Raw genomic sequence first — 24,539 nt, 5'->3', positions numbered from 1 at the left:
TCCGTGTTACCTCACTTCTCATCGCATGCCAGGAATGCCAGGAAGAAAACCCGTGAGCCCGGCGACTCGGGACAACCCGAGCTACTTTGCTTCATCGTTCAATGAGACGAAAGAGGCAATCCGGCCAGGAACGGTCACCAACGATCAGGTTCCGGTGAGCGCCTCCCGCGCCTGCCGCGCGTCGACCAGGGGGATGATGACCCGCCAGCCGAACCCGAACCTCACCAGCCCCCTGGCGATGCTCCACGCCACCGTCGTGCACACGGACAAGAACATCCGGGAGGCCCTCGACAAGAGCGCCGCCACCATCGCCATCGTGAGTCCTCACAGCAGAAGGCCCCTTCCTCGGCAGAGAGGAAGGGGCCTTCTGGTGGAGCGCCCGGCAGGCCTTGCACCTGCATTTCCCACCGGTTGGTGGACGTCTTTCCTTGGACCACAGACGCACGACTTCCGCCCGCTGCTCGCGGGGGTGAAGCTGCACCATGATCATATCGGATCGGCGAGACTGCTGACGCCACATCACAACGGGCCCGGCTCAGGTACGCACGGCGCCGCCCGTTCCCCGGTCTGTGGGCCGTCGGTGGCAACGTCGCGCCGGCCCGCTTGTGCCTGCTCCGTACCGCCCACCCCGCGCTGAACAATGGCCCCGGTCAAGGCAGCGGGACGTGTCTGAGCGGTATCGAGAGGAACAGCCGATGGACAGAGCAGGGCGTCTGGATCGTAGAGCGTTGCTTGCCTGTGGACTTGCGGGCGGCGTCGCCGCGCTCGCGGGGTGCTCATCGCCGAGGGCCTCCCTGGCGGCGGCCAACGCTTCGCCGAGTCCGAGTCCGAGTCCGAGTCCAAGTCCGACCACGCCCTCCGCGGCACTCGCGAGACTGATGGAGGGCAACCGGCGCTGGGTGAGCGGAGACCTTCATCATCCCGACCGGGATCCGAACCGGCGTCAGCTCGTGGCTCAGGAGCAGGAGCCTTTCGGGGCGATCCTCTCGTGCATCGACTCCCGGGTGCCGCCCGAACTCCTCTTCGACACCGGGCTGGGCAATCTCTATGTGATGCGCACGGGCGGGGCGACGGTCGACCCGGTGGTCACCGGTTCTGTCGAGTACGGGCCCATGACCAGTGGCACCCCGCTCGTCGTGGTCCTCGGGCATCAGCGCTGCGGTGCCGTCAAGGCGGCGTACGAGTCCCTCCGCGATGGCACACCGCTGCCTGGCAATCTGCAGGCGATCGCCAAGGCTCTTCAGCCGGCATACGCGCAGGCACACCGGGGAGGCGGCGCCGACCCGGTGGACACCATGGCCCGCGCGCAGGTCAAGCTGACCGCCACCGATCTGCGTGCCAACAAGGACCTCGCCCCCCTCGTGAAAAAGGGCACCCTTGCCGTGGTCGGCGCCTACTACTCGCTCGACACCGGCAAGGTGGAAGTCCTGACCGGCGCGCCTGCCTGAGCCGTAGGACGGGATCCTGAGCCGTAGGACGAGGCCGCCTGTGTGGTCGGGTCGGTGACGAGCGGCCGGACCGCCTCCCTGTGACGACGCGACCGCGGCCCCTGTGTCCCTTGATGCCTACGACGTCACTTCTTTTCTCCGGCGGCGCCGATCGGGCAGGCTCTCGGCGATGCGGGCGACCGCCTCGGTGATGCGGGCCGGCGTGTGTGCGGCGTACCCGAGGACGAGTCCTGGTGGCCCGGCGTGGTGGCGGTGCCAGGACAGGGGCTGGGTGTGGACACCGTTGGCGCGCAGCCGCTCGGCCACCTCGGCGTCGTCGCAGGCCGGGTCGGCCAGGAGCACCAGCAGGTGGAGTCCGGCAGCCACTCCGAGCACGTGGGTGCCGGGGAGGTACTGGCGCAGCGCGGCCAACATGGCGTCGCGGCGGGTCCGTTGCCGGGTGCGGGTTCGGCGCAGGTGGCGGTCGTAGGCGCCGCTGGCCAGCAGGTGCGCAAGCACCAGTTGGGGAATGGCGGGGCTGGCGATGTCGCTGGCGTACTTGGCGTCGATGATCTCTGCCCTCAGGCGTCGAGGGGGGATCAGCCATCCCAGGCGTAGCGCGGGAGCCAGGGTTTTGGAGGTGCTGCCCGTGTGTGCCACGTGGTCGAGTGCGCTCGCCTGGACGGCGGGAACGGGTGCGCGGTCGTAGCGGTATTCAGCGTCGTAGTCGTCCTCGATCACCAGAGCCTTTGCTTGGGTTGCCCAGGCGAGCAGGGCCGCTCGACGCTGCGGCGCGAGGACGGCGCCCATGGGGAATTGGTGTGCGGGGGTGACCAGTACCGACTGCGGGTCCTCTCGGGCCAGGACGTCGGTGCGCATGCCGTCGCTGTCGACGGGGATCGGTTCCGGGGTCAGGCCCCAGTGGGTCAGTTCGTCTGCCGCGCCGCGCGAACCGGGATCCTCGACACCGATGCGGCGGCGACCGCGGGCATGCTGGACCTGCGCCAGCAGGGCCAGTGCCTGCGCGACCCCGGCGACGACGACGATGTCTCCCTCGGTGGCGCGCACTCCGCGGGTGCGGCCGAGCCAGCGCGCCAACTCTGCGCGCAGGGCGGGTGCCCCCGCGGGTTCCCCGTATCCGAGGTCGGCGCCGCTTGCCTGGGCGAGAACCTCCCGCTCGGCACGCAGCCATGCCGCACGCGGAAAGTGAGAGAGGTCGGGGAGTCCTGGTGAGAGGTCGTACTCGATGCCGTCCCGGGGGCCGGGCTGCGCAAGCAGCGGCATCCTGGCCTGCGGAACTGGTGTGTCCGGAAAGGCGTGTGGCCTGGGGCGCACCGTCGTGCCCGCACGGGGGCGGGAGGCGGTCAGTCCTTCCTCGCCCAGCCGCTGGTAGGCCTCGACGACGACTCCGCGCGCTATGCCGAGCTCCGCTGCGAGGGAGCGTGTGGCCGGTAGTCGGGTGCCTGCCGGCAAGCGTGACTGGACGATCGCCGCACGTAGTTGTGTCGTCAGCCAGTCGGTCCGTCCTCGGGGCGGAGCGGCGGCGGGGTCGAGTTGGAGGAAGTCAGAGCCGGTAGCCGGGCTCGGGGTGGCGCCCGCCCAATGGTCCATTGATTCATCCCGCAAGTGGTCCTGGTGAAGGAACCATGCTGCACCCCAGAGTGGCACCATGTCGACCACCGCACAGACGGGCTCCGGTCCGTACACCTTCCGTCATGCGCCCGAGGTCTGGGCGCGCTTCCCCACGCTGGTGTCGCTCGCGGCCTGCGCGCACGGCGTCGTCTCTTCTGTGGACGTGTCGGCGAAGGTCGCGACGTACCACGAAGTCGCCTTGTCGCGGCTGGAGAAGGGGACCGAATCGGATCTGCCGTCCATCCGGAGCTGGCGGCGGGCGTTCAGCCAGATGGGGCTGCGGCCCACCCAGTACAGGTGTGCCGCTCAAGCGTTGCTCCGCCGTCTGCGCAAGGAAGGCAGTCTGCCGTCGCTGCACCCGCTGATCGACCTGTGCAACGCGCTGTCCGCGGCCTTCGCGATTCCGGTGGCGGTTCTCGACCTCGCGGGGGTGAAGGGTGACTTGAGCGTGCGCCCAGGCGACGGAACGGAGGTCTACGCCACGTTCGACGGTCGTCTTGAGCACCCCGAGCCGGGCGAGATCGTGTTCGCCGACTCCGCCGGCACGGCCCACAGCCGTAGGTGGTGCAACCGTCAGGGCGCCGCCTCCGCGGTCCGGCAGGACACGTCCGAGGTCCTTGTCGTCGCCGAGGCGCTCCACCCTGAGGCCACTGCCGATATCAAGTCCCTGCGGGACGCGCTGAGTTCGGACCTGGGAGAGCTGTGGGGAGCCGTGCCGCCCACGCGGATCCTGAGCGCCGAGGCGCCTGCCCTGGCGCTGGATGCCTGGTCCGTCGACGGTGTCGAGGCCGGGCACAGGCAACGAGCGTGAGCCTGATATTCCTGGCCACCTCCTTGTGAGCGTCGCCGCCCCCGGCACGGGTGCGTTGTTCACCGTCGCCGCTGGGCTGTGCCGGGGTACGCGGGCGGGCTTGGTGGCCTCGTTCGCGTGAGGGTGGCGGTCCGGGAATGGGTGGCGTCCGGTCCGCCCTGGCCGGCGGGCCGAGTCGCGGCTACTCAGTCGACGGTGATCGCGTCGAGCTTCGCCCGCAGATACGTGTGCGAATCCACCGGCTCGTACGCCACTCGGCCCACCGGGGAGGGCACGGACTCCACGAGCGTCCCCGGGGTGCACTCCCCGAAGTACACGAGCGACATCAGTTCCTCGGCTGGCGCGTCCGCGGGCGGCGGCAGGACGCGGTGGCGGCCGGAACGCCAGCGGTCGCCGGTCCAACGGGCCATCAGATCACCGATGTTGACGGTGAAGGCGTCCGGGTCGTACGGCGCGTCCTGCCAGCCGCCCTCGACGGTGAAGACCTGCAGTCCGCCCTTGCCGGCCTGCCGGTCGAGGATCGTCACCGTCCCGAAGTCCGTGTGCGGGCCGATGCGGAACTGCCCCGGCTCCGGCGCGCCGACGACGTCGGTGCCCGGATACCAGTTGATGTTGAAGCCGTATGTCGGGTGGCCCATGTGCCGGGTGAAGAAGTCGGGTTCGAGGCCGAGGGCCTCGCCGAGCAGGCGGAGGAGGCGGTTCTCCAGCTCGGCCATCCGCGCCAGGTACTCCTCGCACAGCCCCCGCAGCTCGGGCACCTCGGCCGGCCAGACGTTGGGGGCGTACCACTCGGCGTTGACGACGGGGTCGTCGAAGGGCTCGTGTGTGGCGAAGGTCAGCGACTCCTTCAGGTCCGGCGGGGTCTCGGTCCCCTCCGCGTACGCGTTGGCCTCGGCGCCGGGACCGAGCCAGCCGCGTCCGCCGACCTGCGCCGCGTAGCGCCGCTTGACGTCCTCGGGCAGGGTGAAGAAGGCGCGGGCGGCGGTGCGGATGCCGGAGCGCAGGGCCGGGTCCACGCCGTGCCCGGTGACGAGCAGGAACCCGGCGGCCTGCAGGGCCTCGTCGACGGTGCGGACGACGTCCGCACGGGCCTGGGGGCCGCCCGACAGCCAGGGCCGCAGGTCGATGGTGGGGACGGGGACCGCGCCGGTACGGGCTTCACTCACCGATGTCCTCATTCCGCAGAGTCGGGACTCTTCTCCCACGGAATCATGCCGCGCCGCCCGCCGGCGGTGCGCTTTCGACGGGGTTGTCGAGGCCGGTGCGCTCCTTGGTGTGCGATGACCGAGGCGAGGCCGGTGCCGATCGCCGTGCCGAAGGGCGCGCCGAGTGCGGTCGCGGCGCTGAGGCCGGTCATGACGGTGGCGAAGACGGCAAGCGGTCGGTACACGACGGAGGGGCCTCGCTTCGACCGGCCCTCCGAACCGCTCGCCGATGTCCCGCAGCGGCGCGCCTTCGACGGCTTCGTACGGCCGAGGCGCCGCGGTCAGCAGGCGCCGCCGGTCTTGCCGCCCACGGCGCGCAGGGCGAAGGGCAGGAGGTGGTCGGCCGTCTCACGGGCCGTGGCCGGGTCCACCTCGTCCGGTGAGCGGGGGGTGAGCAGGAAGCGGCTCATGACCGGGCCGAGGACCACCTCTCCGAGCAGGTCGGTGTCCTCGACCGGCGGGATCTCGCCCCGCTCGACGGCGCGCCGTACGACCCCCTCCACCCGCCGGTACACCGGCTGGAGGAAGGCGGCGGTGAGCGCCTCGGCCAGGGTGGTGTTGTGGGCGGCCTCGCCGATCAGGGCGCGCATCAGCCGGCCACTCTCGCCGGTCATGGCGGCGGCCTTGTCCCGCAGGACGATGCGCAGGTCGCCTTCGAGGGTTCCGGTGTCGGGCAGGGTTCCCTCGCTCTCGGCGTGCACCGCGGCGGCGGCGATCACCAGGTCCTCCTTGGACGACCAGCGGCGGTAGAGGGTCGCGGTGGAGACCCCCGCCCGGGCCGCCACGGCGGCCGTGGTCAGCCCGCCGTAGCCGCTCTCGGCCAGGACGGCCAGCGTGGCGTCCAGCAGCGCTCGGTCCCGGGCGGCGTCGCGGGGGCGGCCCCGGCGCGGCGCGGACTCGGTGGTGCGGGACGGCGAGGTGCTGTGCTTCATGCCACGAGTTTACCAAGAGGCGAAACGAAATCATTTCGTTTCGTTTATGCTCGACGACATGCGCACCTCCACCGGAACCTCCGAGTCCGTCAAGAACCCCGAATCCCCCGAGGCCCTGCCCGTCGACGCCGCGGCCACCGTCGCCCGCCTGAACGCCACCTTCGCCACCGGCCGCACCAAGCCCCTGGCCTGGCGCACGGCGCAGTTGCGCGCCCTGCGGCGCCTGCTGGTCGAGCAGGAGGCGGCCTTCGCGGCCGCCTTCCACACCGACCTCGGCAAGAGCGCCACCGAGGCGTACACCACCGAGATCGGGTTCACCCTCAACGAGATCGACCACACCCTGCGGCACCTCGACCGCTGGCTGCGCCCGCGCCGCGTCCCGGTGCCGCTGGCACTGCGGCCGGCCGGGGCCCGTACGGTGCGCGAGCCGCTGGGCACGGTCCTGGTCATCAGCCCCTGGAACTACCCGCTGCAACTGGCTCTGGCGCCGCTGGTCGGCGCGATCGCCGCGGGCAACTGCGCGGTGGTCAAGCCCAGCGAACTCGCCCCGGCCACCTCGGCGGCGCTCGCCCACTGGCTGCCCCGCGCGCTGGACCCGCAGGCCGTGGCCGTGGTCGAGGGCGGCGTCCCGGAGACCACCGCCCTGCTGGAGCAGCGCTTCGACCACGTCTTCTACACCGGAAACGGCACGGTCGGCCGCATCGTCATGGCCGCCGCGGCCCGCCATCTCACCCCGGTCACCCTGGAGTTGGGCGGCAAGAGCCCGGCCGTCGTGGAGCCGGGCACCGACCTCGCGACGGCGGCCCGCCGGATCGTCTGGGGCAAGTTCATGAACGCCGGCCAGACCTGCGTCGCCCCCGACTACGTCCTCGCCATCGGCGAGGCGGCCACCGCGCTCGAGCCGCACCTGGCCACCGCGATACGCGAGATGTACGGCACCGATCCGGCGCAGAGCGCCGACTACGGCCGCATCATCAACGAGCGTCACTTCGACCGCCTGTCCGCCCTCCTCGCGGACGGCCGGATCGTCACCGGCGGCGACCACGACCGGGTCACCCGCTACCTCGCCCCGACCGTCCTTGCCGACGTGGACCCGGAAGCGCCGGTGATGCGCGAGGAGATCTTCGGCCCCGTCCTGCCGATCGTCCGCGTCCCCGACGTGGACGCCGCGATCGCCTTCATCACCGCCCGCGACAAGCCCCTGGCCTTGTACGCCTTCACCTCCTCCCCCACCACCAAGCGCCGTCTGACGACCGAGACCTCCTCGGGCGCCCTCTGCTTCGGCGCCCCCAACACCCACCTCGCCGTCCCCGGACTCCCCTTCGGCGGCGTCGGCGAGAGCGGCCTCGGCGGTTACCACGGCGAGCACACCATCGACACCTTCAGCCACACCAAGTCTGTCCTCGACAAGCCCCTCCTTGCCGACCCCCTCCGCCTCGCCTACCCGCCCTTCACCACCCGTAAGTCCCGTCTCCTGCGCCGCTTCCTGTGACGGTCGTCCACCTACCCGTGCCGTTGCGGATCCGGGTGTGGTGATTCCTCCTGACCCGGTGCCCGACCTGCTCCGATCCCGCCGACCTCGCAACGGACGAGCACGCCCCGCACCGGCGACGGACCCGCACCGCGCACCACGCAACGGCCTCCTGGCAAGCATCCGCGGTGAGCCGCTGCGCGGTGCGTTCAGGCCGGTTTCCCTTCGCGCAGGGAGCGGTGGAAGGCGGCGCAGGCGTCATAGGTCGGCAGCAGTCCGCGTCGTTCCAGCTCCGCGATGCCCGGGGCCCGTTGGTCCTTCTCCGAGAGGATCGGTTCGATGTGCTCGGGCCAGGCGATCCCGAGGTCCGGGTCGAGCGGGTGCACTCCGCGCTCCCTGCCGGAGTTGTAGGCCTGCGAGGTGAGGTAGACGACGACCGTGTCGTCGGTGAGCGCCATGAAGGAGTGGCCGAGCCCTGCTTCGACGTACAGACTGCGGTACGGGCCGTCGAGCAGGACGGCCTCCCAGGAGCGGTACGTGGGCGAGCCGGTCCTGATGTCCACCACCACGTCCAGCACGGCTCCGTTGAGACAGCTGACGTACTTGGCCTGGCCGGGCGGGACCTGCGCGAAGTGCACCCCGCGCAGTACCCCGCGCCGTGAGACGGACCGGTTGACCTGGGCCACCCCCGGCTCGTAGCCGAGCACGCCGCGCAGCGACCGACCGCTGTACAACTCCTGGAACTCGCCTCGGTCGTCGGCGAACGCACGGGTCTCCGAAAGCCAGGCACCTTGCACACCGAGCGGGCGCATCCGCGCCTCCTCTCACAGCGGTTCGGCGGTTGCGTGGACGGCGTCGCCGGTGAGCGCGGGAGAGGTCGGAATTCCCGCGGAGGTCCTCCCCGATGGCTCCGTCCCAGTCTGGCGCAGACGAACTGCCAAAGACACCGCCCGCGACCGCCCGGCCGACGACGCCCTCTACCGCATCGCCATGAACCGCATATGCTGGGACGAAAGCACCCAGGTCCTACCAGTAACGACGTGTGGTCGCGGGGGGGTGTCCGAGCGCGGCGTCGTCCGGTGCCGCAGAAGGTACGTGGCGCGCAAGCTCCACCGACACATCCCGTCACTGGCCACCACACCAATTCACCACTTCCGTCCGCCACTTGACGCAACAGAGGTGCCTCCGGAGGAGACGTGACCCACCCGATGTTCCGGGCGGCGCGCCGAGCGGCCGCGTGCCCCTGTCCTGCGGCCTCGATCCGGTGAAGGGCATCGTCCTGGCGGGCGGGAACGGGACGCGGTTGCAGCCCCTCACCCTGGTGGGCTCCAAACAGCTCGCCCCGGTCTACGACAAGCCCATGGTCTACTACCCGCTGTCCGTGCTGATGCTGGCGGGCATCGACGAGGTCCTCCTCATCACCCGCCCCGCGGAGATCGAGCTGTTCCGCAGGCTGTTCGGGTGCGGCGGCAGGCTCGGCATGCGTATCGACTACGCGGGCCAGGAGGAGCCACGGGGCATCGCCGACGCCTTCCGCATCGGCGCCGACCACATAGCGGGCGAGGACTGCGCCCTGGTCCTGGGGGACAACCTCTTCCACGGCGCCGAGCTGCCCGCCGTGCTGCGCAAGTCCGCGCGCGAGCTGCGCGGCTGCGTCCTCTTCGGCCAACAGGTCACCGAACCCCAGCGCTTCGGCGTCGCCGAGGTCGACTCGCAGGGCCGTCTCCTGTCCATCGAGGAGAAGCCCGAGCGCCCGCGCTCCCACCTCGCCATCCCAGGCCTGTACTTCTTCGACGACACCGTGACGGACATCGCGCGGGCCCTGCGGCCCTCGGCACGCGGCGAGTTGGAGATCACCGACGTGCTGCGCGCGTATCTGGCGCAGGGGCGTGCCGATCTGGTCCGGCTCGGCGCGGGCGTGACCTGGCTGGACGTGGGGACCCATGAATCCCTCCTCGACGCGGGCCGGTTCGTCCGGGACGTGCAGCGCCGCCAGGGCACGCATCCGGGCTGCGTCGAGGAGGTCGCCCTGCGCATGGGCTTCATCAGTGCGGACGCCTGCTACGCGCTCGGCGCCGAGATGGGCGACTCGCCCTATGGCCAGTACGTCATGGAGCGCGCACGCGCGCACCGTCCGGCCCCGGCGCCCGCCGTCTTCCCGGAGGAATGAGGCACCTCGGCGCCCGTGCGCGATCCGTTGCCGTCTGCCGCTCGGCTGCCGCTCCGTCAGGACGGCGGACGGTGGGCGTTCATGCCGGCGCGCTGAACACCAGCCGGTGGCCATCGGGCAGCTGGAACACGAACTCGCGTACGCCCCAGGGCTGTTCCACAGCAGGCTCGACCTGGCCGATGCCCGAGTCGACGGCTCGCCGGTAGAGGTCGTCGAATGCGGTGGCGACGTCGAGTGTGAGGGTCACCGGCGCACTCTGCGACCGCGGGGCGGTGACGAGCCGGATGCTGGGCCCGACACTCCACGGTCCCAGCACCAGTCCGGCGACCTCGACGGGCTCGCCCACCGAGAAGGCCACCCTGGCGGACAGCACCGACCGCAGCAGCTGGAGGGTGGCCGCGACGTCGGCCACCGGGAGCACGGGCTCGATGTGCAGCACGGGTGCCGGTTGCCGCTTGTTCCGCGGGTTCTCCAGGCCCCAGACGACCACCTCGTGGGGACCCTCACGGTGGGCGTAGTGCTGGGCCAGCATGCCCCGGCTGACCAGGCCCAGCCGTTGGCATACGGCCAGCGACCGCGCGTTGCTCGCCTCGACCCATGCCTCCACCCTGTCGAGTCCGGCGTGTGCGAAGGCGTACTCGATGACTGCCGCCGCGGCTTCGGTGGCGAAGCCCCGCCGCCATGCGTCCTTGGCCAGAATCCAGGTCAGTCCGGGAATCTCCACCGCGCCCAGCAGACCGACCAGTCCCACGACCGTCCCGTCCTCGGTCCGGACCGTCCACAGCACGGCACCGCTCTGCGCGTTCTCCTCGGCCAGCAGGCGCTGCGTGTCCGCTACCGAGGCGGTCGCCGGCCGGGGCCACCAGCTCATCACCTCCGGATCGCCGTACGTCGCGTGCAGTGCTTCGGCGTCCGCTTCGGGGTTCAGCGGTACCAGAGTGAGGCGGGCGGTTGCCAGTTTCACCGAGTTGAGCCCTTTCTTGACAGGAATGCGCGTCGAATATTTCGGCCCGGGATCGGAACGTTCATTTCACCGTGCCGACGATCCGTTCGGCGGTGCTCGGGCCGAGCCCGCGATCGGTCACCAGATGCCGATGAATGAACTCTCGTGCCGCAGCGGGGTCCAATCCGATGTCCCGTTGCTGCTGCTCGATGGTCGCCTTCCGTTCCCGGTAGCCGGCCGGCAGCCTTGCCACCGATGCGCACAGCACAGCGTACTCGGCGGCCAGGTAGAGCTTACGGAATTCGGAAGCGTGAAAATACCGGCCGTAGTAACTGATACCGCCGACATGGACCAGCTCGTCGGACAGGTCCTGCTGCCACACCGGGCTGCCCGCGTCACCGGCCTCGGTGAACATGTTCTGCGTCCGGTGCGCCAGCGGCCGCACCGCGTGGGTGCGGTATCCGGTGGCCGCGGCGGCTATCTGGTATCCGACCAGCGTGTCGAAGAACGGTGCCTCGGCCGGGGCCTGCGGGCGTCCGCGCGCGTCGGCGGGCAGTACCTCCAGCAGCAGCCGACGCTGGGCGGCGGTGGGTATCCGGCAGTAGGTCCGGTGGTGCAGGAGCGGCACCCTGCTGCCGTGCCAGTCGTGGTTCGCCGGCGAGAGATACCGTTTCCTGGCCCGTAGTTCCGCGATGACCGCGGCGTTGAGGAACACCAGGTGCGTGCAGCCGATCGGCACACCGGGGGCCGCCTGGTAGGTCCAGATCGCGTTGACCGCCACCCCCTCGTCGAATGAGGCGAGATCGGAGAAGACCTGCGGCTCCAGCACGAAACAGTCGATGTCGACGTATCCGAAGTTCGTCGTGTTGGCATCGAACAGGAATTCCCACGCGGTGTTGTCATCGATTTCCAGCGCGGAGTTGTACACCGGGCGGTCGAGGTTCTCGCTCAGCCAGCGCTCTTCCTCGCCGGGCAGCCCCGAACCGAACAGCACCAGGTTCACGTCCGCCGGAATGTGCTTTTCCGCGGCGACCACCCAGTGCAGCAGGCCGCTGGTGAAGAACATGTACACCGGGTTTCGACGGCTCGGCAGGTCTGCGTAGAACCGCGCGAACCTGGCGTACTCCGCGCGTTCCTCCCGTGCGAACCGGCGGTCGCGGGCGGCGGTACGGACCCGTGCGGGCACCGTCCGTTCGGTGAACTGCCGCAGCGCCGGACGCCAGGCGTCGACGGCCTCGGCGAAGGCCAACCGGTTGCCCCAGTCGTCGCAGATCTCCAGCATCCGGCTGGAGAGCGCGGAGACGCCGATGCCGACATCGATCCGGACGCCGCGTGCCCGCAGCTCACCGGCGACCCGGTCGATGTCGTCGACGAAGAAGACGGCGTCCCAGTACGCCTGGTCGGACCGGCGGCGGGCCGGTGGGCCGGTTGCCTCCGCGCGGTCCTCGCGCTGGGACAACAGCACGGTGCCGCCGCGGTGTTCGGCGGTGCACAGCGCCGCGTGCGGCTGGGCACCGCCGAGGAGACCGACCTGTGCGAACCCCAACTGGTCGCGGTAGAAACGCACCGCCCGGTCCAGGTCGCCCACCCGCAGACAGGGCACGCCCTGCCCGCTTCCGCGCGCCAGTTTCGCGAGTTTCCGTGTCACGCTCACCGCGGTGCCTCCTTGTCCTCCGGGTGGTGCGGTGTCTCGATCCCCGCCAGCTCGTACTGCTCGGCGACGGCGGCACGGAGTTCGGTGGCCACCGTGTCGAGTTGGCTGTCGTCGAGCCCCTGGTGCAACGGGATGCACAAGGTCCGCGCCGACGCGCGCTCGGCGCCGGGCAGCGGTGGCTGCGGTCCGTAGGCGCTGACCAGATGCAGCGGCGCGTAGCGGAAGCTCGTGTAGATCCCCCGCTGGTACAGCCGCTCGGCGACCTGGTCGCGGATGCGCCGGTCCATCTGGACCCAGTAGAAGTAGTACGAGGGTGCGTGTCCGGGAGGGGGCGGAGCCGGACAGCGCAGTCCTGCGACGCCCACGAGTCTGTCGTCGTACCAGTGGGTGATCTCCTGCCGCCGTCGGACGAACGACGGCAGCTTCTCCAGTTGCACTGCCCCGATCGCCGCGGCGATGTCGTTGGTGATCGACCGGCGGCCGAACGGACCGACCTGGAAGTCCCACCAGCGTCCCCCCGTACCGGCTCGGGCGTAGCCACTGACCTGTCGCAGACCGAGGTAGGCGCGTTCGGTGGCCCGCCGGGCCACCTCCGGGTCCCTGGCGTAGAGCATGCCGCCGTCGCCGGTCACCAGGATCTTCATCGAGTCGAAGCTCCACAGGCCGATCTCGCCGAAGGTGCCGCAGGCGGTCCCGGACGCCCGTGAGGCCACCGCGCAGGCGGCGTCCTCGATCAGCGGGATTCCGCGGTCGCGGCAGAGTGCGGCGATGTTCTCGATATCGCCCGGGTAGCCGCCGTAGTGGAGCACCAGGACGGCCCGGGTGGCCGCGGTGAGGCGGGCCGCGATGTGCGCCGCGCTCGGATTGAGCGTGTACGGGTCGACGTCGCAGAACACGGGTGTGCCCTGCCGTGCCGCCACCGCGTTGGCTGCCCCGACGAAGCTCACCGAGGGCAGGACCACCTCGTCCCCCGGTCCGATGTCCAGCAGCTCCATCGCCAGGAACAGCCCCTCGGTGCAGGAGTTCAGCGAGACGAGCCGGTCGGCCGGCACCCCGAGATGCGCGGCGAACGCCGCCTGGAACGCGCTGGTCCTGGGCCCTTTTCCCAGCCATCCGCCGGCGAACACCTCGCGGACGGCGGCCAACTCCGCTTCGCCGAAGGCGGGTTCGAATAAGTTGATCACCGGTGGGGTCCCTGCGTGGCGTCCGGGCGTTCCCAGCGGACCCGGTCGCCGTCGAGGTGCACGCCGGTGAGGCCCGTGCCGGCCAGGTAGGTCGCGACCAGTTCGCGCACCCCGGCGTCCGGGGTGAGGGTGATCTCCCCGTCGCGGACGGCCACCCGTTCCACGCCGCGTTCCCTCATGAACGCGATGATCTGCTCCTCGAAGTTCCGCCGCCGTCCGAGCACGCGCTGCCGGTGGTCGCCGTGCAGATCGGGGTGGAGCACGTCGAGGATGAGCACCACCCTGTCCTCGGTGCCGCGGTGCCGCACCTCGTGTTCGAAGGAGTCGTCGAAGACCAGGCAGGTGCCTTCCTGCCACTGCATCTCCCGGTCCGCGACGCGGATGCTGACGCCGTCCGGCACGATGATCGGCAGGTGGATCCGCAGCAGCCCGTTCGTCGGTCCGCAGTGCGGCATGATGTGCGTGCCGGGGGCGACCCTGGACATCGTGATCACTCCCGGGCTGAGCTCGGTGACGTCCGGGATCTTCTCCAGGATGCCCGCCGTGATCGGGAAGCGTGCGCGGACGTGGCTCTGCCAGCGGCCGTCCCGGTACAGATGCGCCTGCTTCCAGGAGCCCTTGCGGATCAGTCCGGCGTCGTCGGTGGTCGGCACCACCGGGTCGAGCGGAGCGTCCAGCACCCGCTCGACCTCCGCCCTGATGAGGGGGTAGTTCTCCTCCAGTCGACCGATGAACCAGAACGCGCCCGGATCGTGGACCGGTTGTGCGCGCAGCCCGGGGATGTGTTCACGGGCCCGTTGCAGCGGCTGGTCCCACACACCCTGCCGGACGGCCGCGTTGGCGCACTCCATGGCCTTCGCGGTGTCGCCGGCGTAGTGCCAGGCGTCGATCAGGCTCGCGTAGTAGCGCCGGATCATCTGTGTCAGGTAGGCGCGCGTGCCGACGGTGTCGGAGGCGCTCGCAGTCTCGTGCTCGGTCATGTTCGCCCTCTCCTCCTCCCCCAGCGGGTGAGGCGTCTTCTACACGGCGGACCAGCCGTCCCCGTCGAGGAGCGCCCGGCTCCGATCGGCGTCGACCACCGTTGCGTGGATCTCCGTCTGTCCGGCCACCTCATCCGCGGCGGGCAGGATGATCTTTGTGCGCCGGTGCCACGACTCCTCTCCCGTCCCCCGGAAGCTCAGGTAGAGGAAGCGCTCCTTGGGGGTGCCGTGGACGAACGGGCCGCCGAAGTCGGTGCGTTGGGGACCGGACGCCTTGCGTTCGCGCACGGTGAGGTCGACCTCGTAGCGCAGCGAGCCGTCCGGTGTGCTGACGCCCTCGACCAGTTCTCCCGAGGTGTCCTGCAGGCCGACGCCCTCCGCGTGTGCGGTGGGGTCGGCCCAGGTCACTACCGCGTGCAGGGTCCGCTCAGTCATGGTTGCTCCCGGTCGTCGATTCGGTGATGAGGTCGAGGTCGTCGGGCACTGCGAAGCCCAGTTCCTGCCGGCAGAAGCGCTCCCATTGCGCAGTGCCGGCGTCGAACAGGACGTCCTCGCCGGGCCAGATGCCCGAGGTGACGGTGAGGTCGTGGTGCAGGTAGACGAGTGTGTCGTCGGGTGCGGGGGCGCTGCCGGGGCGCTGCGCGGCCTCGGCGGGCCAGTCGCGGTAGGCCCGCAGTGCCTTCAGCGGATAGGCCCGGCAGTAGGGCATCCAGGGGGCGGCCGGGTCCTCGCCGCCGGACTGCCGGGCCCGTTCCCGCAGGATGCGGGCCGCCTCCCGATGGCCGGCCGCCAGCGCGATCTCGTACGGCGTCCGTTCCTCCTCGCCGGTGGCCAGCGGGTCCGCCCCGGCGGCCAGCAGGGCGGTCACCGTGGCCACGTCGCCGTGGCCCGCTGCCCAGTCCAGCGCGCTCCATCCTGACGCGTCCCGGGCGGCCAGTTCCTCTCTCGTGGGTGACAGGTCGGCGATCGCCTTGCTGTCACCGGTCCTGCTCGCCGTCCACAACGCGAGATCGCGTCGGCGCCCAGCGGTCATCCGTGCTCCTTCGACGGTGCTGTGTCAGTTGTCCACGCCGTCACCAGGGTGGTGAGGGTCGGTGTGCGCAGAAAGTCCGTCAACGCAATGCGGACATCATGCTCTTCTTCGATCCGCTTCAGCAGAACCGCGGCATCCACGTCGGTCCGGCCGTTCTGGAAGAATTCACCCGAACGATGTCCCGGGCCGACGGCTTGCGCCCAGATGTCGAGCAGCCGGGCATCGATCCGCTCCGCGTTCTTCGCCGTCCAGTCGGCCGCGCATCGGGGGCGCGGCCGCGGGACGGAAGCCAGGGTGACCGTCTCCCCCGCCGCCTGCGGACGGATGCCGGAGAGCCGGATGTCCGGCCGCTCCAGGATCTGCCGCAGCACCGTCCGGTACCAGCGAAGCCATCTCGGTCCGGCGGTGGCGGTGTACAGCTCGGCGGTGCACCGGAGTTGGCACACGAGCGGGCCGGTGCCGTAGTCGAAGCAGTTGACGCTGAGATCCGCGTGCTCGGGGACCAGCCGCGGCCGGCGGGGCGCCTCGTCCGCACCGACCACCGTCACCGAGAGTCCCGGGGACGGGCGTACCTCGGCGCGCGGGGCACTCAGCAGGTTGAAGTAGATCTGCTTGAGCGGGTGCGGCCGCAACTCCCGTGCCGGATCGAGCCCTTGCACCAGGTCGTCGCGCGGCAAGGTCGTGCTGTCGCGGGCGTTGCGCAGCGCGTCGCGGGTCCGGTGCAGCAGCTCGCGGAATCCCGGGTCGCCGGCGAGGTCGTTGGCGATCACCAGGTAGTCCGACAGGGGGCCCACCAGTCCCGCCGTGAGGGGGCTCTCGCGGTTCGCCGACGAGGACGCGGTGACCATCCGGTCGACACCGCAGGTACGGGCCAGCAGGCAGTGGAAGGCCGCCAGCAGCGTCACGAAGAGCGTGACGTTCTCCCGCCTGCTCCACGTGCGCAGTTGCTCGGTCACCGCGGGATCGAGATGCTCGGTGTGCGTCCAGCTGCGTGCCGGTGTGCCGGCGCTTCTCGGGTGGTCGGCGGGCAGCGGCAGCGCGGTGATGCCCCGGAGTCTTCGCTGCCAGCCCAGCAGTTCCTCGGCCCGGGCCCGCGGTGTCCACCGTGCGGCCTCCCAGGCCGCGTAGTCCGCGTAGTCATGGGCGTGCGGACGCCGATCCGCCGGGCGGCCTGCCACTCCTGCCTGGTAGAGGGCGCTCAGGTCCTGGCCGAGCAGGGGGATCGACCAGAAGTCCGCCGCGATATGGGGAATCGACATCACCAGCACATGGTCGGCGGGGTCGAACCGGACCAGTGCGAACCGGCAGGGCGGGCGCCGGTCGAGCACATACCCGCTCACCGCGGCACGGTGCAGTTCCTGGATTTCCCGCCCGCGGTCCCCCGCGGCGGGCAGCGCGCCGAGGTCGGCGAACGGCACGGAGATCCGGTCCGCCGGTTCGATGACCTGCCGGGGAGCCCCGTCGAGTACCGGGAACCTGGTCCGCAGCGATGCATGGCGTGCCACCAGCGCGCGCAGCGCGGTGCGCAGCGCGGGGACCCGCAGTGGCCCGCGCAGCCGCAGCAGCACCGCGTCGTAGAGCGGGGTACCGCCGAACTCCTGGTAGTGCAGCCAGTCATGGCGCTGGTTCGGGGACAGGTCCAGTGGCCGGTGCTTGGCGAGCACCGGAACACGGCTCTGCGCCGGTGCCTTTCCGTCCCGCTCTCGGCCGCTCCGCCCGGCCAGCAGCCGGCGCAGCCGTCCGTTCGTCATCGCGTCACCTCGGTGGTGGCCAGCCGGCGGTACAGCGGGTCCGACCGCAGCAGCTCCGTGTGCCGCCCGGCTGCCCGGACCCGTCCCTCGTCGAGTACGACCACCAGATCGGCCTGGCGGGCCACCGCGATGCGGTGGGTGACCGCGAGCACGACGCGCGCCCTGGACCGGTCCACGATCGTACGGAGCAGGATCTCCTCGCTGTCGGCGTCCAGTTGTGAGGTCACCTCGTCCAGCAGCAGCACGTCGGCACGGCGCAGCAGGGCCCGGGCCACCGCCAGGCGCTGCCGCTGTCCGCCGGAGACCGAGACGGCACGCTCGTCGACCGCGGTGTCCAGACCGTGCGGCAGGCCGGCGAGCCACTCGGCGAGCCCGACGGCCCGCAGGGCGTCGAGCGCTTCCCCGTCGTCGGTGCACCCGGTGCCGTAGCAGACCGCCTGCCGGAGCGTCGTGCCGAGCAGCGGGGCGTCCTGTTCCACATAGGCCAGCCGGCGGCGCAGTGCGGACCGCCGGAGCGCCCGGAGGTCGACGCCGTCGAGGAACACGCGTCCCTGCTCGGCGTCCAGGAACCGTTCGACGAGGTTGAGCAGTGTGGTCTTGCCGATGCCGGAGGGGCCGGTGATGACCGTGAGTCCGCGCGGTATGTGCAGCGTGATGCCGTTGAGGACCGTGCTGCCGTCGTAGCCCGCCGACACCTTCTCCAGCACGATGCCGGTGGGCGGCCGGTCACCGGCCGGGTCCGGTACCGGTGCCATGTCGGCGTCCGCTGCCTGGGGTTCGGCCGGGACGGCCAGGACGCGCTGCACCCGGCCCAGTGCGGCAAGTCCCTCCGAGACCGCGGTCGCCGCCTGGGTCATCGCCCCGACCGGGGCCCGCAGATACATGACGTACAGCAGGAAGGCGACCAGGTCGCTGAAGGACAGCGCCCCCGCGGCGATCTTCGCCGCGCCCATGCCCAGCGCGGTCAGGAACATCACGTCCATGATCACGCCGCTGCACGCGCCGACGAGCGCGGACCAGCGGGCCGCCCGTACGCCCTGCCGGTAGGCGGCCTCGGCCCGGCCGACGACACCACGGGCCTCCTGTGCCTCGGTGCCAAACGCCTTGACCGTACGGAACGCCACGAGCACCCGTTGCAGCCCGGTGAGCATCTCGCCGACGCTGGACTGCGTCGCCCGGGTCGCCTGGTGGAGCCGGCGCAGGACCAGCCATTCGATCCCGGCTCCCAGGGCGACGATCGCCAGCAGCACCAGCACCATCGTCACGTCGGTGAGCGCCATCAGCAGCACGGTGGCCAGCAGCACCAGCGGGGCGCCCGCGCCCCGGACCAGTGCCTCGGCCACGGCGCGTTCCAGCAGCGTGGTGTCGCTGCCGACCCTGGAGAGCAGATCGCCGACGGGCTCCCGCTGCACCGTCGCGACCCGGGCCCGCAGCAGCGCGCCGATCATGTCGGAGCGCGCGCCGAGCACGATGCGCTGCCCGAACCGGCCCAGGAGGTAGTTGCTGGTGAACAGCAGCACTCCGGACAGCACGGCCACGGCGCTCAGTGCGATCAGGCCGGGGACGAAGCCGGCGCCGGTGGTGACCGAGTCCAGCAGCCACTTCACCACGCGTGGCTGTGCCAGCACGATGCCGTAGGAGAGCAGGTCGAGGACGAGCAGCCCGGCCATCGCCGCGCCCATGCCCCGGCCGAGCCTCCACAGCAGCGGCAACTGCGACCAGGCGGACGGCCGGAGGGATGTGGTGGAGTCGCTCACGGGTGCTCGTACCTGGCCTTTCCGTCGCGGAGTTCGATGGCGGAGGCGTTGTTCTCCCGCAGGTGCCGGGTGACCCGGCTGGTGACACCGCGGTCGGCGGTGAGCCGCAGGGTGCCCTCGGTGAGCTCGGCGCGCTGGATGCCGCGCTCGCTCATGTAGGAGCCGATCCGGGCGTCGAACGCGGAGCGGGCGGACAGGATCCAGTCCCGGAGGCCGGGGTCGAGGGCGTGGTGGGAGACGTCGAGGAGCAGCACGACCCGGGGCTCGGTGCCCTCGTGCCAGACCTCGTGCTCGAAGGAGTCGTCGAAGACCAGGCACGCGCCCTCCTGCCAGCGCAGCGTGCGGTCCCCGACCCTGATCCGGGGGCCTTCGGGGACCCGCAGTCCGAGGTGCACCCGGTGCCGTGCGTTGGATCCGCCGCAGTGCGGCCGGATGTGCGTACCCGGGTACAGCCACGACAGGGTGGCCACCCCCGGGCCTGCGCTGCCGGCCTCCGGAATGCCCTCGATGACGCTCGCGGTGACCGGGAAGCGTGCGCAGGCGTCGGCGAAGCGGTGTCCGGCCTCGTAGAACGTCACCTGCTCCCACCGGCCCCGGTCCAGCAGCGGTTCCTCCACCGGGAGGAAGCCGGCCGGGGATGCGGCGGTGACCGCGTCGAGTTCGGCGCGGATCCTGGGGTAGCTCTCGGCCAGGTAGGCGGTGAACCAGAACTGCGCCGGGTCGAAGACCGGGCACGGCTCCAGGGAGGGCACGTAGTGTTCCGGGCGCTGGTCGGGATGGCGCCAGATGCCCTGGGCCACGGCGAGTTCGGCGCACGCCCGGGCGGCCTGCCGGTCGCCCTCGGCGAGCAGGGCGTCGATGAGAGCGCGGTAGTGCCGCCGGGTGTCGGTCGTGCGCCGGATGCCGGCGTTGAGGGGCGTGCTCATCGACAACCTCCGAGGAGACCCCGGTCGTCGTGCCGGGGAGGGGTCGGGCACCGGGGCTCACGAGGGGAGCAGGTCACGCCGTTTCACGCCCCCTTCTGGTCCTGGCCGGCGCGCTGCCGGTCCGCGTTCGGCAGTGCGTGGATATCGCGGATGATCTTGCTGGTGGACAGGTCGTCGACCGTGCTGAGCAGTTCGACGGTGCCGCCGAGCCGTTCCACCAGCGGGGCCTCCGGCAGCGTCCGGCGGGTGTAGTCGCTGCCCTTGACGTAGTGGTCCGGCCGCAGCCGTGTGATCAGTTCGGTCGGGCTGTCCGTCTCGAACGGCACCACCAGGTCGACGCACCCCAGAGCGGCCAGCACCCGCATCCGCTCCGACAGCGGGATCACCGGCCGGGCCGGCCCTTTGAGCCTGCGCACGCTCGCGTCGGAGTTCACCCCGACCACGAGCAGCCCGCCGAGTGCCTTGGCCCGGCTGAGCAGGGAGACATGGCCGCCGTGCAGGATGTCGAAGCAGCCGTTGGTGAACACGATCCGCTGGGCGCGGTGGGGCACGTCGGTGAGCCAGCGGGGCAGTGCGCCGTCGTTGAGGAGCTTGCCGGTCCCCGACAGCCGGCGACGCAGTTCCTCGGCGGTGCAGTGCGCCGTGCCGGGCTTGCGCACGGCGATGTCCGCGGCGGACGAGGCGAGTTCGGCGGCGGTGCCGGGGTCGGCGCCGGTGGCCAGTGCCATGGTCAGCGCCGCGGTGAAGGTGTCCCCGGCGCCGATCGTCATCCCGGCCTCGCCGTCGGCGTAGGTGCGCAGGCTCGGGCGGCCGGCCTGGACGACCACCGCGCCGTCCCGGTCCAGGGTGATCGCCGCCAGGTCGGCGCCGCTGCGTTCCCGTACCTGCTCGGCGTGGTCCATCATCTGCCGCACCCGGCCGCGGCCGTGCGCGGGTGCGGGGATGCCGAGCAGGTCCAGGGCTTCCGCATGGTTCGGCGTGACCACGTCGGGCCGGAGCGAGCGGAACGGCGCGGGCGCCCTGGAGTCGACCACGAGCAGCGGACGCCGGGGCGAGGCGGCCAGCACCGCCCTGACCTCGGGGGTGAACGTGCCGTAGGCGTAGTCGCAGACGATCACCGCGTCGCACCAGGGGAGTTGTTCGCTCAGCCGGGCGGCCAGTGCGGCGGACGCGCTCGGGCCGATCGGTTCCCGGCTGCCCTCGTCCATCCGCAGCAGCATCTGCCGCGGGGCCAGCACGCGGGTCTTGACCACCGTCGCCCGGGTCCGGTCGGTCAGCAGGTGTGCGGTGCCGACCGCGGCCGACGCCAGGGCCCGCCGGAGCCGCTGCCCGGCGGGATCGGCGCCGACGACGGCCAGCAGGCGGGTCTGTCCGCCGAGCGAGGTGAGGTTGGCCGCCACGTTGGCGGCGCCGCCGCACTGGTCGCGCGCCCCGGTGACCGCGACCACCGGGGCGGGGGCCTCCCGGCCCAGTCCCACCGGGTCGCCGGTGACGTAGCCGTCCACGATGGCGTCCCCGACGACGACGGTCCGCACGCCGGCCATCGCGGTCAGCAGGGCCAGCAGGTCACTCGTCATGGCTCGGCCCCCTGCCGGCGCGGGAATGCCGCTGGATGTGGTCGGCCATCCCGGCGATGGTCTGGGTCTCCATCAGGACGCCGACGGACAGGCTCGTCCCGAGCCGTTCCTCGACCGCGGCCACGATGCGGAGGGCGGCGATCGAATCACCGCCAAGGTCCAGGAACCGCTGCCGCCGGCCGATCTTCTCCCGCCGCAGTGCCGCCCGCCACAGCCCGGTCAGCTCGCGTTCGAGCCTGCGGCGTCGGTACCAGCCCACGACCCCGCGGCTCACGGCCGCCGCCGGCTGACGAGGGTGTGCGGCAGCACCAGGTAGTCCAGTCGGGACTCCAGCAGGGTGCGCACGGCGTCCGCGGGGGTCTCCGCGATCGGCTCCCCCTTGGTGTTCAGGCTCGTGTTGAGCAGCAGGGGCACCCCGGTACGGGCCTCGAAGGCGGCGATCACGTCGTAGTAGGCCGGGTTGTCCTCGCGGCGGACGGTCTGCAGCCGCGCGGTGCCGTCGACGTGGGTGACCGCGGGCACCGTCGGCCTGCGCACCGGCGAGGCGCGCAGCATGAAGGGGCTGTCGGCGAAGGCGAACCACTCGGTGGCCCGTTCGTTGAGGACCGCCGGTGCGAACGGCCGGAAGTGCTCCCGGAACTTGATCTGCGCGTTGAGGCGGTGGCGCATGGTCGGACTCCTCGGGTCGGCGAGGACGCTGCGGTGCCCCAGTGCCCGCGGACCGATCTCGCTGGCGCCGTCGAACCAGCCGACGACCGCGCCGTCGGCGATCAGGTCGGCGGTGGTGCCGATGTAGTCCTCGACGGCCTCCACGTGCAACGCGCCGGCGTGCTCGTCCAGGGCACGCCGCCGGGTCTCGGCGGGGTAGGTCCGCACGGAGTACATCAGCTCGGTGTTGTGGTACCGGCGCCGGGGATGTCCCAGGACGTGGTGCCAGTACCACAGGGCGGCGCCGATGGCGGTGCCGTCGTCCCCGCAGGCCGGATGGAAGTGGATCCGCTCGAAGTCCGAGGCGGCGAAGGCCGGTTCGGTGGCCACGACGTTCAGCGAGGTGCCGCCGGACAGGCACAGGTTGCGGCCGATCCCGTTGCGGGCGGCGATCGGGCCGAGCTCGGCGAACAGCGCCCGCATCTGTGCGTCCAGTCCGCACTGCACGTAGTACGCCAGCCGCGCGTTGAGTTCCCGGTCCCCCACCGTGATCGGAACCGGGTCCCGGTCGGCGAGGGCGACCAGTTCGTCAAATCCGTCGATCTCGGCGGGGGTCGGCACGTCGGACGCGTCGGTCGCGCCGTACGGGGCCAGTCCCATCACCTTGCCCGCGCCGACGATGCTCGTCCCGAACAGCCGCTCGGCGACGTAGCAGTAGCCGACGTTGGCGTTGAACCAGGCGTCGAAATCGCGGCGCAGCGGATACAGCTTGGTGTCCCGGCCCAGGTAGGCGCGGCAGCCGAGGGGATCGATGGCGACCGAGACCGCGGAGTCGAACGGCGAGGTGTAGAAGCTCGCCGCGGCGTGCAGCAGATGGTGTTCGGGGTTGACGGTGCACGGCAGGCGCGTGCCGTCGATGTCGACCCGCGCCTGGCGCTGGTCCACCCAGAACTCCAGCCAGGTCTCCTTGAGATCGGAGCCGTGCAGCAGGGCGATGTCCGGCGAGTCCATGGTGTGCAGATTGCACAGCAGCACATGGTCCACCTCGGACAGTGCGAGGCCGGCCTGGTCGAGCAGCTCCGCCAGGTCGGCCGCGCGCAGCCCCGGGTGCTTCTTGCGGCGGGAGAAACGCTCGGTGGTGACGAAGCCCGCCGTTCTCCCCTCGGACAGCAGGACGGCGGCCCCGTCGTGGTTGAAGTTGATCGACAGGATGTTCCGGACCGGCGTCGCCGGTGGTTCAGTGCGCACCTGAGGCCCTCGCTTTCCCCGGCTCGGGCGCGGTGGCCCCGAGCAGCCGTGACACCACGGCCCATACCTGGTCGACCTCGATGTCGGACAGACACCTCGGATAGCGCCCCGCGGCGCGGGAGTAGGGGATCGGGCAGTCGAACGCGCAGCGCCGGCCGGCCAGTTCGTCGGCCCGGTGCGTTGCCGACCGGCACGGATAGCGCAGCGACACCCCGTGGTGGTGCGGGTAGATCCTGGCCCAGAGGAACTCGGTGCCGGTGGGGCCGTAGAGGACCACGGTCGGCACGCGCACCGCCGCGGCGATGTGGGCGAGCGCGGAGTCGTTGCCGACCAGGAGGTCCATCTCGGCCAGCAGGTTCGCCGTCTGGTCGAGGCTGTTGCCGGTGACGACCTCGACGACCGCCGCCGGCAGCCCGGCTGTGCTGCCGGCGGCCAGTGCGAGCAGGTCCGCGCGGTCCTCAGCGGTGCCCAGCAGATAGCAGGCGGCACCGTACTGCCCGATCGCGCGACGGCACAGTGCGGCGTACCGATCGGGCGGCCAGCGGCGGTTCCAGTGCGGGGCGCCGCCGGGATGCACGGCGAGCCGTGGCACGCCGGTGGGCAGGTCCGGCACCGCCTGGGCGGTTCTCGGCAGCGGTGGCACCACGGCACCGGGCCGGAGCCTGCCGGCCAGGCCGAGGGCCGTGGCCAGTGCCGAGGCGTGGTCGAAGAGGTCGGCCCGGCCCAGCAGCGGCGGGGGGAGCCGGAGCGGATGGGTGAGGTCGTCGGGGGCGGTACCGGGCCCGCTCAGTCCCAGGCGGACCGGGATTTCGGCCCGCCGCGCCTCCGGTGCGCCCAGCCCCCTGCTGTCCGGATCGACGAAGCACACCCGTGCGCCGAGCGCGGCCAGTTCGCGGTGGAAGCGTGCCCGGCGCTGCGGGTCCCGGTCACCGGGGTCCGGGCACGCCAGCACGTCCGTCGCATAGCTGTGCCGTGCGAAGAACTCCGCGAACCGTCCCGCCACCGTGCTGCCGGTGACCATGGTGAGCCGGGCCGTCGGGAAGGCGCGGCGGAGCAGGGCCAGCGCGATGTTGCGCTGCACCAGGTCGCCGAGCCCCGGCTCCACCAGGCGGGCGAGGACACACACGCCGTCCACCGCCCTCACTCCGGGCGGCGTGCCAGGCTCGCCTGACCGGTGAGGGCGCCGAGGT

The 24,539-nt window shown here is 71.5% G+C and carries 22 protein-coding genes and 1 tRNA gene; 4 read left to right on the top strand and 19 right to left on the bottom strand.

The window, feature by feature from the left end; all coding sequences use genetic code 11:
• Positions 1-144: 144 nt before the first annotated feature.
• A complete protein-coding gene (locus ACIQE0_RS14710) occupies positions 145-276 on the bottom strand; it encodes a hypothetical protein (protein ID WP_402331807.1) in 132 nt (43 codons plus the stop codon).
• Positions 277-371: 95 nt separating this feature from the next.
• Positions 372-443, bottom strand: a tRNA-Leu gene (locus tag ACIQE0_RS14705).
• A 507-nt stretch (positions 444-950) separates the two neighbouring features.
• Between ACIQE0_RS14705 and ACIQE0_RS14700 the strand changes: the two genes are divergently transcribed.
• Positions 951-1,448 (top strand): carbonic anhydrase, encoded by a 498-nt coding sequence (locus tag ACIQE0_RS14700; protein ID WP_402331804.1) that lies wholly within the window; start codon positions 951-953, stop codon positions 1,446-1,448.
• A 117-nt stretch (positions 1,449-1,565) separates the two neighbouring features.
• Here the strand turns inward: ACIQE0_RS14700 and ACIQE0_RS14695 are convergent, their stop codons facing one another.
• Positions 1,566-3,038 (bottom strand): PLP-dependent aminotransferase family protein, encoded by a 1,473-nt coding sequence (locus ACIQE0_RS14695; RefSeq protein WP_402331801.1) that lies wholly within the window; start codon positions 3,036-3,038, stop codon positions 1,566-1,568.
• Between the two features lie 58 nt (positions 3,039-3,096).
• Here ACIQE0_RS14695 and ACIQE0_RS14690 point away from each other — a divergent pair, with 58 nt between their 5' ends.
• Entirely contained in the window at positions 3,097-3,870 is a 774-nt protein-coding gene (locus ACIQE0_RS14690) for a B3/4 domain-containing protein (protein WP_402331798.1), read from the top strand.
• 185 nt (positions 3,871-4,055) lie between these two features.
• On the opposite strand, the gene ACIQE0_RS14685 is transcribed toward ACIQE0_RS14690, so the two are convergent.
• Positions 4,056-5,048, bottom strand: a complete 993-nt coding sequence (locus tag ACIQE0_RS14685; RefSeq protein ID WP_402331795.1) for an isopenicillin N synthase family dioxygenase — start codon at positions 5,046-5,048, stop codon at positions 4,056-4,058.
• Between the two features lie 308 nt (positions 5,049-5,356).
• Entirely contained in the window at positions 5,357-6,007 is a 651-nt protein-coding gene (locus ACIQE0_RS14680) for a TetR/AcrR family transcriptional regulator (protein WP_402331792.1), read from the bottom strand.
• Positions 6,008-6,065: 58 nt separating this feature from the next.
• On the opposite strand from ACIQE0_RS14680, the gene ACIQE0_RS14675 reads away from it, so the two are divergent.
• Positions 6,066-7,499: an aldehyde dehydrogenase family protein gene (locus ACIQE0_RS14675; RefSeq protein ID WP_402331789.1), complete on the top strand. Its 1,434-nt coding sequence runs from the start codon at positions 6,066-6,068 to the stop codon at positions 7,497-7,499.
• Positions 7,500-7,687: 188 nt separating this feature from the next.
• Here ACIQE0_RS14675 and ACIQE0_RS14670 read toward each other — a convergent pair whose 3' ends face one another.
• Positions 7,688-8,290 carry a dTDP-4-dehydrorhamnose 3,5-epimerase family protein gene (locus tag ACIQE0_RS14670; RefSeq protein WP_402331786.1) on the bottom strand — a complete coding sequence of 201 codons (603 nt, stop codon included), beginning with the start codon at positions 8,288-8,290 and terminating at the stop codon, positions 7,688-7,690.
• Between the two features lie 452 nt (positions 8,291-8,742).
• Here ACIQE0_RS14670 and rfbA point away from each other — a divergent pair, with 452 nt between their 5' ends.
• Positions 8,743-9,648: a glucose-1-phosphate thymidylyltransferase RfbA gene (rfbA, locus tag ACIQE0_RS14665; RefSeq protein ID WP_402332273.1), complete on the top strand. Its 906-nt coding sequence runs from the start codon at positions 8,743-8,745 to the stop codon at positions 9,646-9,648.
• Between the two features lie 79 nt (positions 9,649-9,727).
• On the opposite strand, the gene ACIQE0_RS14660 is transcribed toward rfbA, so the two are convergent.
• The 13 genes from ACIQE0_RS14660 to ACIQE0_RS14600 form a co-directional block, all read right to left on the bottom strand.
• Complete coding sequence (locus ACIQE0_RS14660) at positions 9,728-10,612, bottom strand: GNAT family N-acetyltransferase (protein ID WP_402331784.1); 885 nt, start codon at positions 10,610-10,612, stop codon at positions 9,728-9,730.
• A 61-nt stretch (positions 10,613-10,673) separates the two neighbouring features.
• Complete coding sequence (locus tag ACIQE0_RS14655; RefSeq protein WP_366329018.1) at positions 10,674-12,245, bottom strand: VOC family protein; 1,572 nt, start codon at positions 12,243-12,245, stop codon at positions 10,674-10,676.
• Positions 12,242-13,429: a DegT/DnrJ/EryC1/StrS family aminotransferase gene (locus tag ACIQE0_RS14650; RefSeq protein ID WP_402331781.1), complete on the bottom strand. Its 1,188-nt coding sequence runs from the start codon at positions 13,427-13,429 to the stop codon at positions 12,242-12,244. The genes ACIQE0_RS14655 and ACIQE0_RS14650 overlap by 4 nt, the downstream gene beginning before the upstream one ends.
• A complete protein-coding gene (locus tag ACIQE0_RS14645) occupies positions 13,426-14,409 on the bottom strand; it encodes an aspartyl/asparaginyl beta-hydroxylase domain-containing protein (protein WP_402331778.1) in 984 nt (327 codons plus the stop codon). The genes ACIQE0_RS14650 and ACIQE0_RS14645 overlap by 4 nt, the downstream gene beginning before the upstream one ends.
• Positions 14,410-14,448: 39 nt before the next feature.
• Positions 14,449-14,844, bottom strand: coding sequence for a DUF5990 family protein (locus ACIQE0_RS14640; protein WP_366329024.1), 396 nt, complete (start codon positions 14,842-14,844; stop codon positions 14,449-14,451).
• A complete protein-coding gene (locus tag ACIQE0_RS14635; RefSeq protein WP_402331774.1) occupies positions 14,837-15,442 on the bottom strand; it encodes an ankyrin repeat domain-containing protein in 606 nt (201 codons plus the stop codon). Before ACIQE0_RS14635 ends, ACIQE0_RS14640 begins: the two co-directional genes overlap by 8 nt.
• Positions 15,439-17,193 (bottom strand): condensation domain-containing protein, encoded by a 1,755-nt coding sequence (locus ACIQE0_RS14630; protein ID WP_402331771.1) that lies wholly within the window; start codon positions 17,191-17,193, stop codon positions 15,439-15,441. Before ACIQE0_RS14630 ends, ACIQE0_RS14635 begins: the two co-directional genes overlap by 4 nt.
• Positions 17,190-18,950, bottom strand: a complete 1,761-nt coding sequence (locus tag ACIQE0_RS14625; protein ID WP_402331768.1) for an ABC transporter ATP-binding protein — start codon at positions 18,948-18,950, stop codon at positions 17,190-17,192. Before ACIQE0_RS14625 ends, ACIQE0_RS14630 begins: the two co-directional genes overlap by 4 nt.
• Positions 18,947-19,876, bottom strand: a complete 930-nt coding sequence (locus ACIQE0_RS14620; protein ID WP_402331766.1) for an aspartyl/asparaginyl beta-hydroxylase domain-containing protein — start codon at positions 19,874-19,876, stop codon at positions 18,947-18,949. Before ACIQE0_RS14620 ends, ACIQE0_RS14625 begins: the two co-directional genes overlap by 4 nt.
• 83 nt (positions 19,877-19,959) lie before the next feature.
• Positions 19,960-21,453: a D-glycero-beta-D-manno-heptose 1-phosphate adenylyltransferase gene (rfaE2, locus tag ACIQE0_RS14615; protein ID WP_402331763.1), complete on the bottom strand. Its 1,494-nt coding sequence runs from the start codon at positions 21,451-21,453 to the stop codon at positions 19,960-19,962.
• Positions 21,443-21,727 (bottom strand): acyl carrier protein, encoded by a 285-nt coding sequence (locus ACIQE0_RS14610; protein ID WP_402331760.1) that lies wholly within the window; start codon positions 21,725-21,727, stop codon positions 21,443-21,445. The genes rfaE2 and ACIQE0_RS14610 overlap by 11 nt, the downstream gene beginning before the upstream one ends.
• Positions 21,724-23,349, bottom strand: coding sequence for a carbamoyltransferase C-terminal domain-containing protein (locus ACIQE0_RS14605; RefSeq protein ID WP_402331757.1), 1,626 nt, complete (start codon positions 23,347-23,349; stop codon positions 21,724-21,726). The genes ACIQE0_RS14610 and ACIQE0_RS14605 overlap by 4 nt, the downstream gene beginning before the upstream one ends.
• Positions 23,339-24,484, bottom strand: a complete 1,146-nt coding sequence (locus ACIQE0_RS14600; RefSeq protein WP_402331754.1) for a glycosyltransferase family 9 protein — start codon at positions 24,482-24,484, stop codon at positions 23,339-23,341. The genes ACIQE0_RS14605 and ACIQE0_RS14600 overlap by 11 nt, the downstream gene beginning before the upstream one ends.
• Positions 24,485-24,539 lie beyond the last annotated feature (55 nt).

Source organism: Streptomyces sp. NPDC093097 (assembly GCF_044754325.1).
Taxonomy (GTDB): domain Bacteria; phylum Actinomycetota; class Actinomycetes; order Streptomycetales; family Streptomycetaceae; genus Streptomyces.
Note: the sequence above shows the minus strand (reverse complement) of the source record. Positions and strands in the feature narration are given on the sequence as shown.

Coding starts and splice junctions, on each gene's coding strand:
- ACIQE0_RS14690 (WP_402331798.1), top strand. CDS start 3,097: ATGTCGACCACCGCACAGACGGGCTCCGGTCCGTACACCTTCCGTCAT.
- ACIQE0_RS14680 (WP_402331792.1), bottom strand. CDS start 6,007: ATGAAGCACAGCACCTCGCCGTCCCGCACCACCGAGTCCGCGCCGCGC.
- ACIQE0_RS14640 (WP_366329024.1), bottom strand. CDS start 14,844: ATGACTGAGCGGACCCTGCACGCGGTAGTGACCTGGGCCGACCCCACC.
- rfaE2 (WP_402331763.1), bottom strand. CDS start 21,453: ATGACGAGTGACCTGCTGGCCCTGCTGACCGCGATGGCCGGCGTGCGG.
- ACIQE0_RS14670 (WP_402331786.1), bottom strand. CDS start 8,290: ATGCGCCCGCTCGGTGTGCAAGGTGCCTGGCTTTCGGAGACCCGTGCG.
- ACIQE0_RS14695 (WP_402331801.1), bottom strand. CDS start 3,038: ATGGACCATTGGGCGGGCGCCACCCCGAGCCCGGCTACCGGCTCTGAC.
- ACIQE0_RS14710 (WP_402331807.1), bottom strand. CDS start 276: ATGTTCTTGTCCGTGTGCACGACGGTGGCGTGGAGCATCGCCAGGGGG.
- ACIQE0_RS14645 (WP_402331778.1), bottom strand. CDS start 14,409: ATGACCGAGCACGAGACTGCGAGCGCCTCCGACACCGTCGGCACGCGC.
- ACIQE0_RS14675 (WP_402331789.1), top strand. CDS start 6,066: ATGCGCACCTCCACCGGAACCTCCGAGTCCGTCAAGAACCCCGAATCC.
- ACIQE0_RS14685 (WP_402331795.1), bottom strand. CDS start 5,048: ATGAGGACATCGGTGAGTGAAGCCCGTACCGGCGCGGTCCCCGTCCCC.
- ACIQE0_RS14635 (WP_402331774.1), bottom strand. CDS start 15,442: ATGACCGCTGGGCGCCGACGCGATCTCGCGTTGTGGACGGCGAGCAGG.
- ACIQE0_RS14620 (WP_402331766.1), bottom strand. CDS start 19,876: ATGAGCACGCCCCTCAACGCCGGCATCCGGCGCACGACCGACACCCGG.
- ACIQE0_RS14630 (WP_402331771.1), bottom strand. CDS start 17,193: ATGACGAACGGACGGCTGCGCCGGCTGCTGGCCGGGCGGAGCGGCCGA.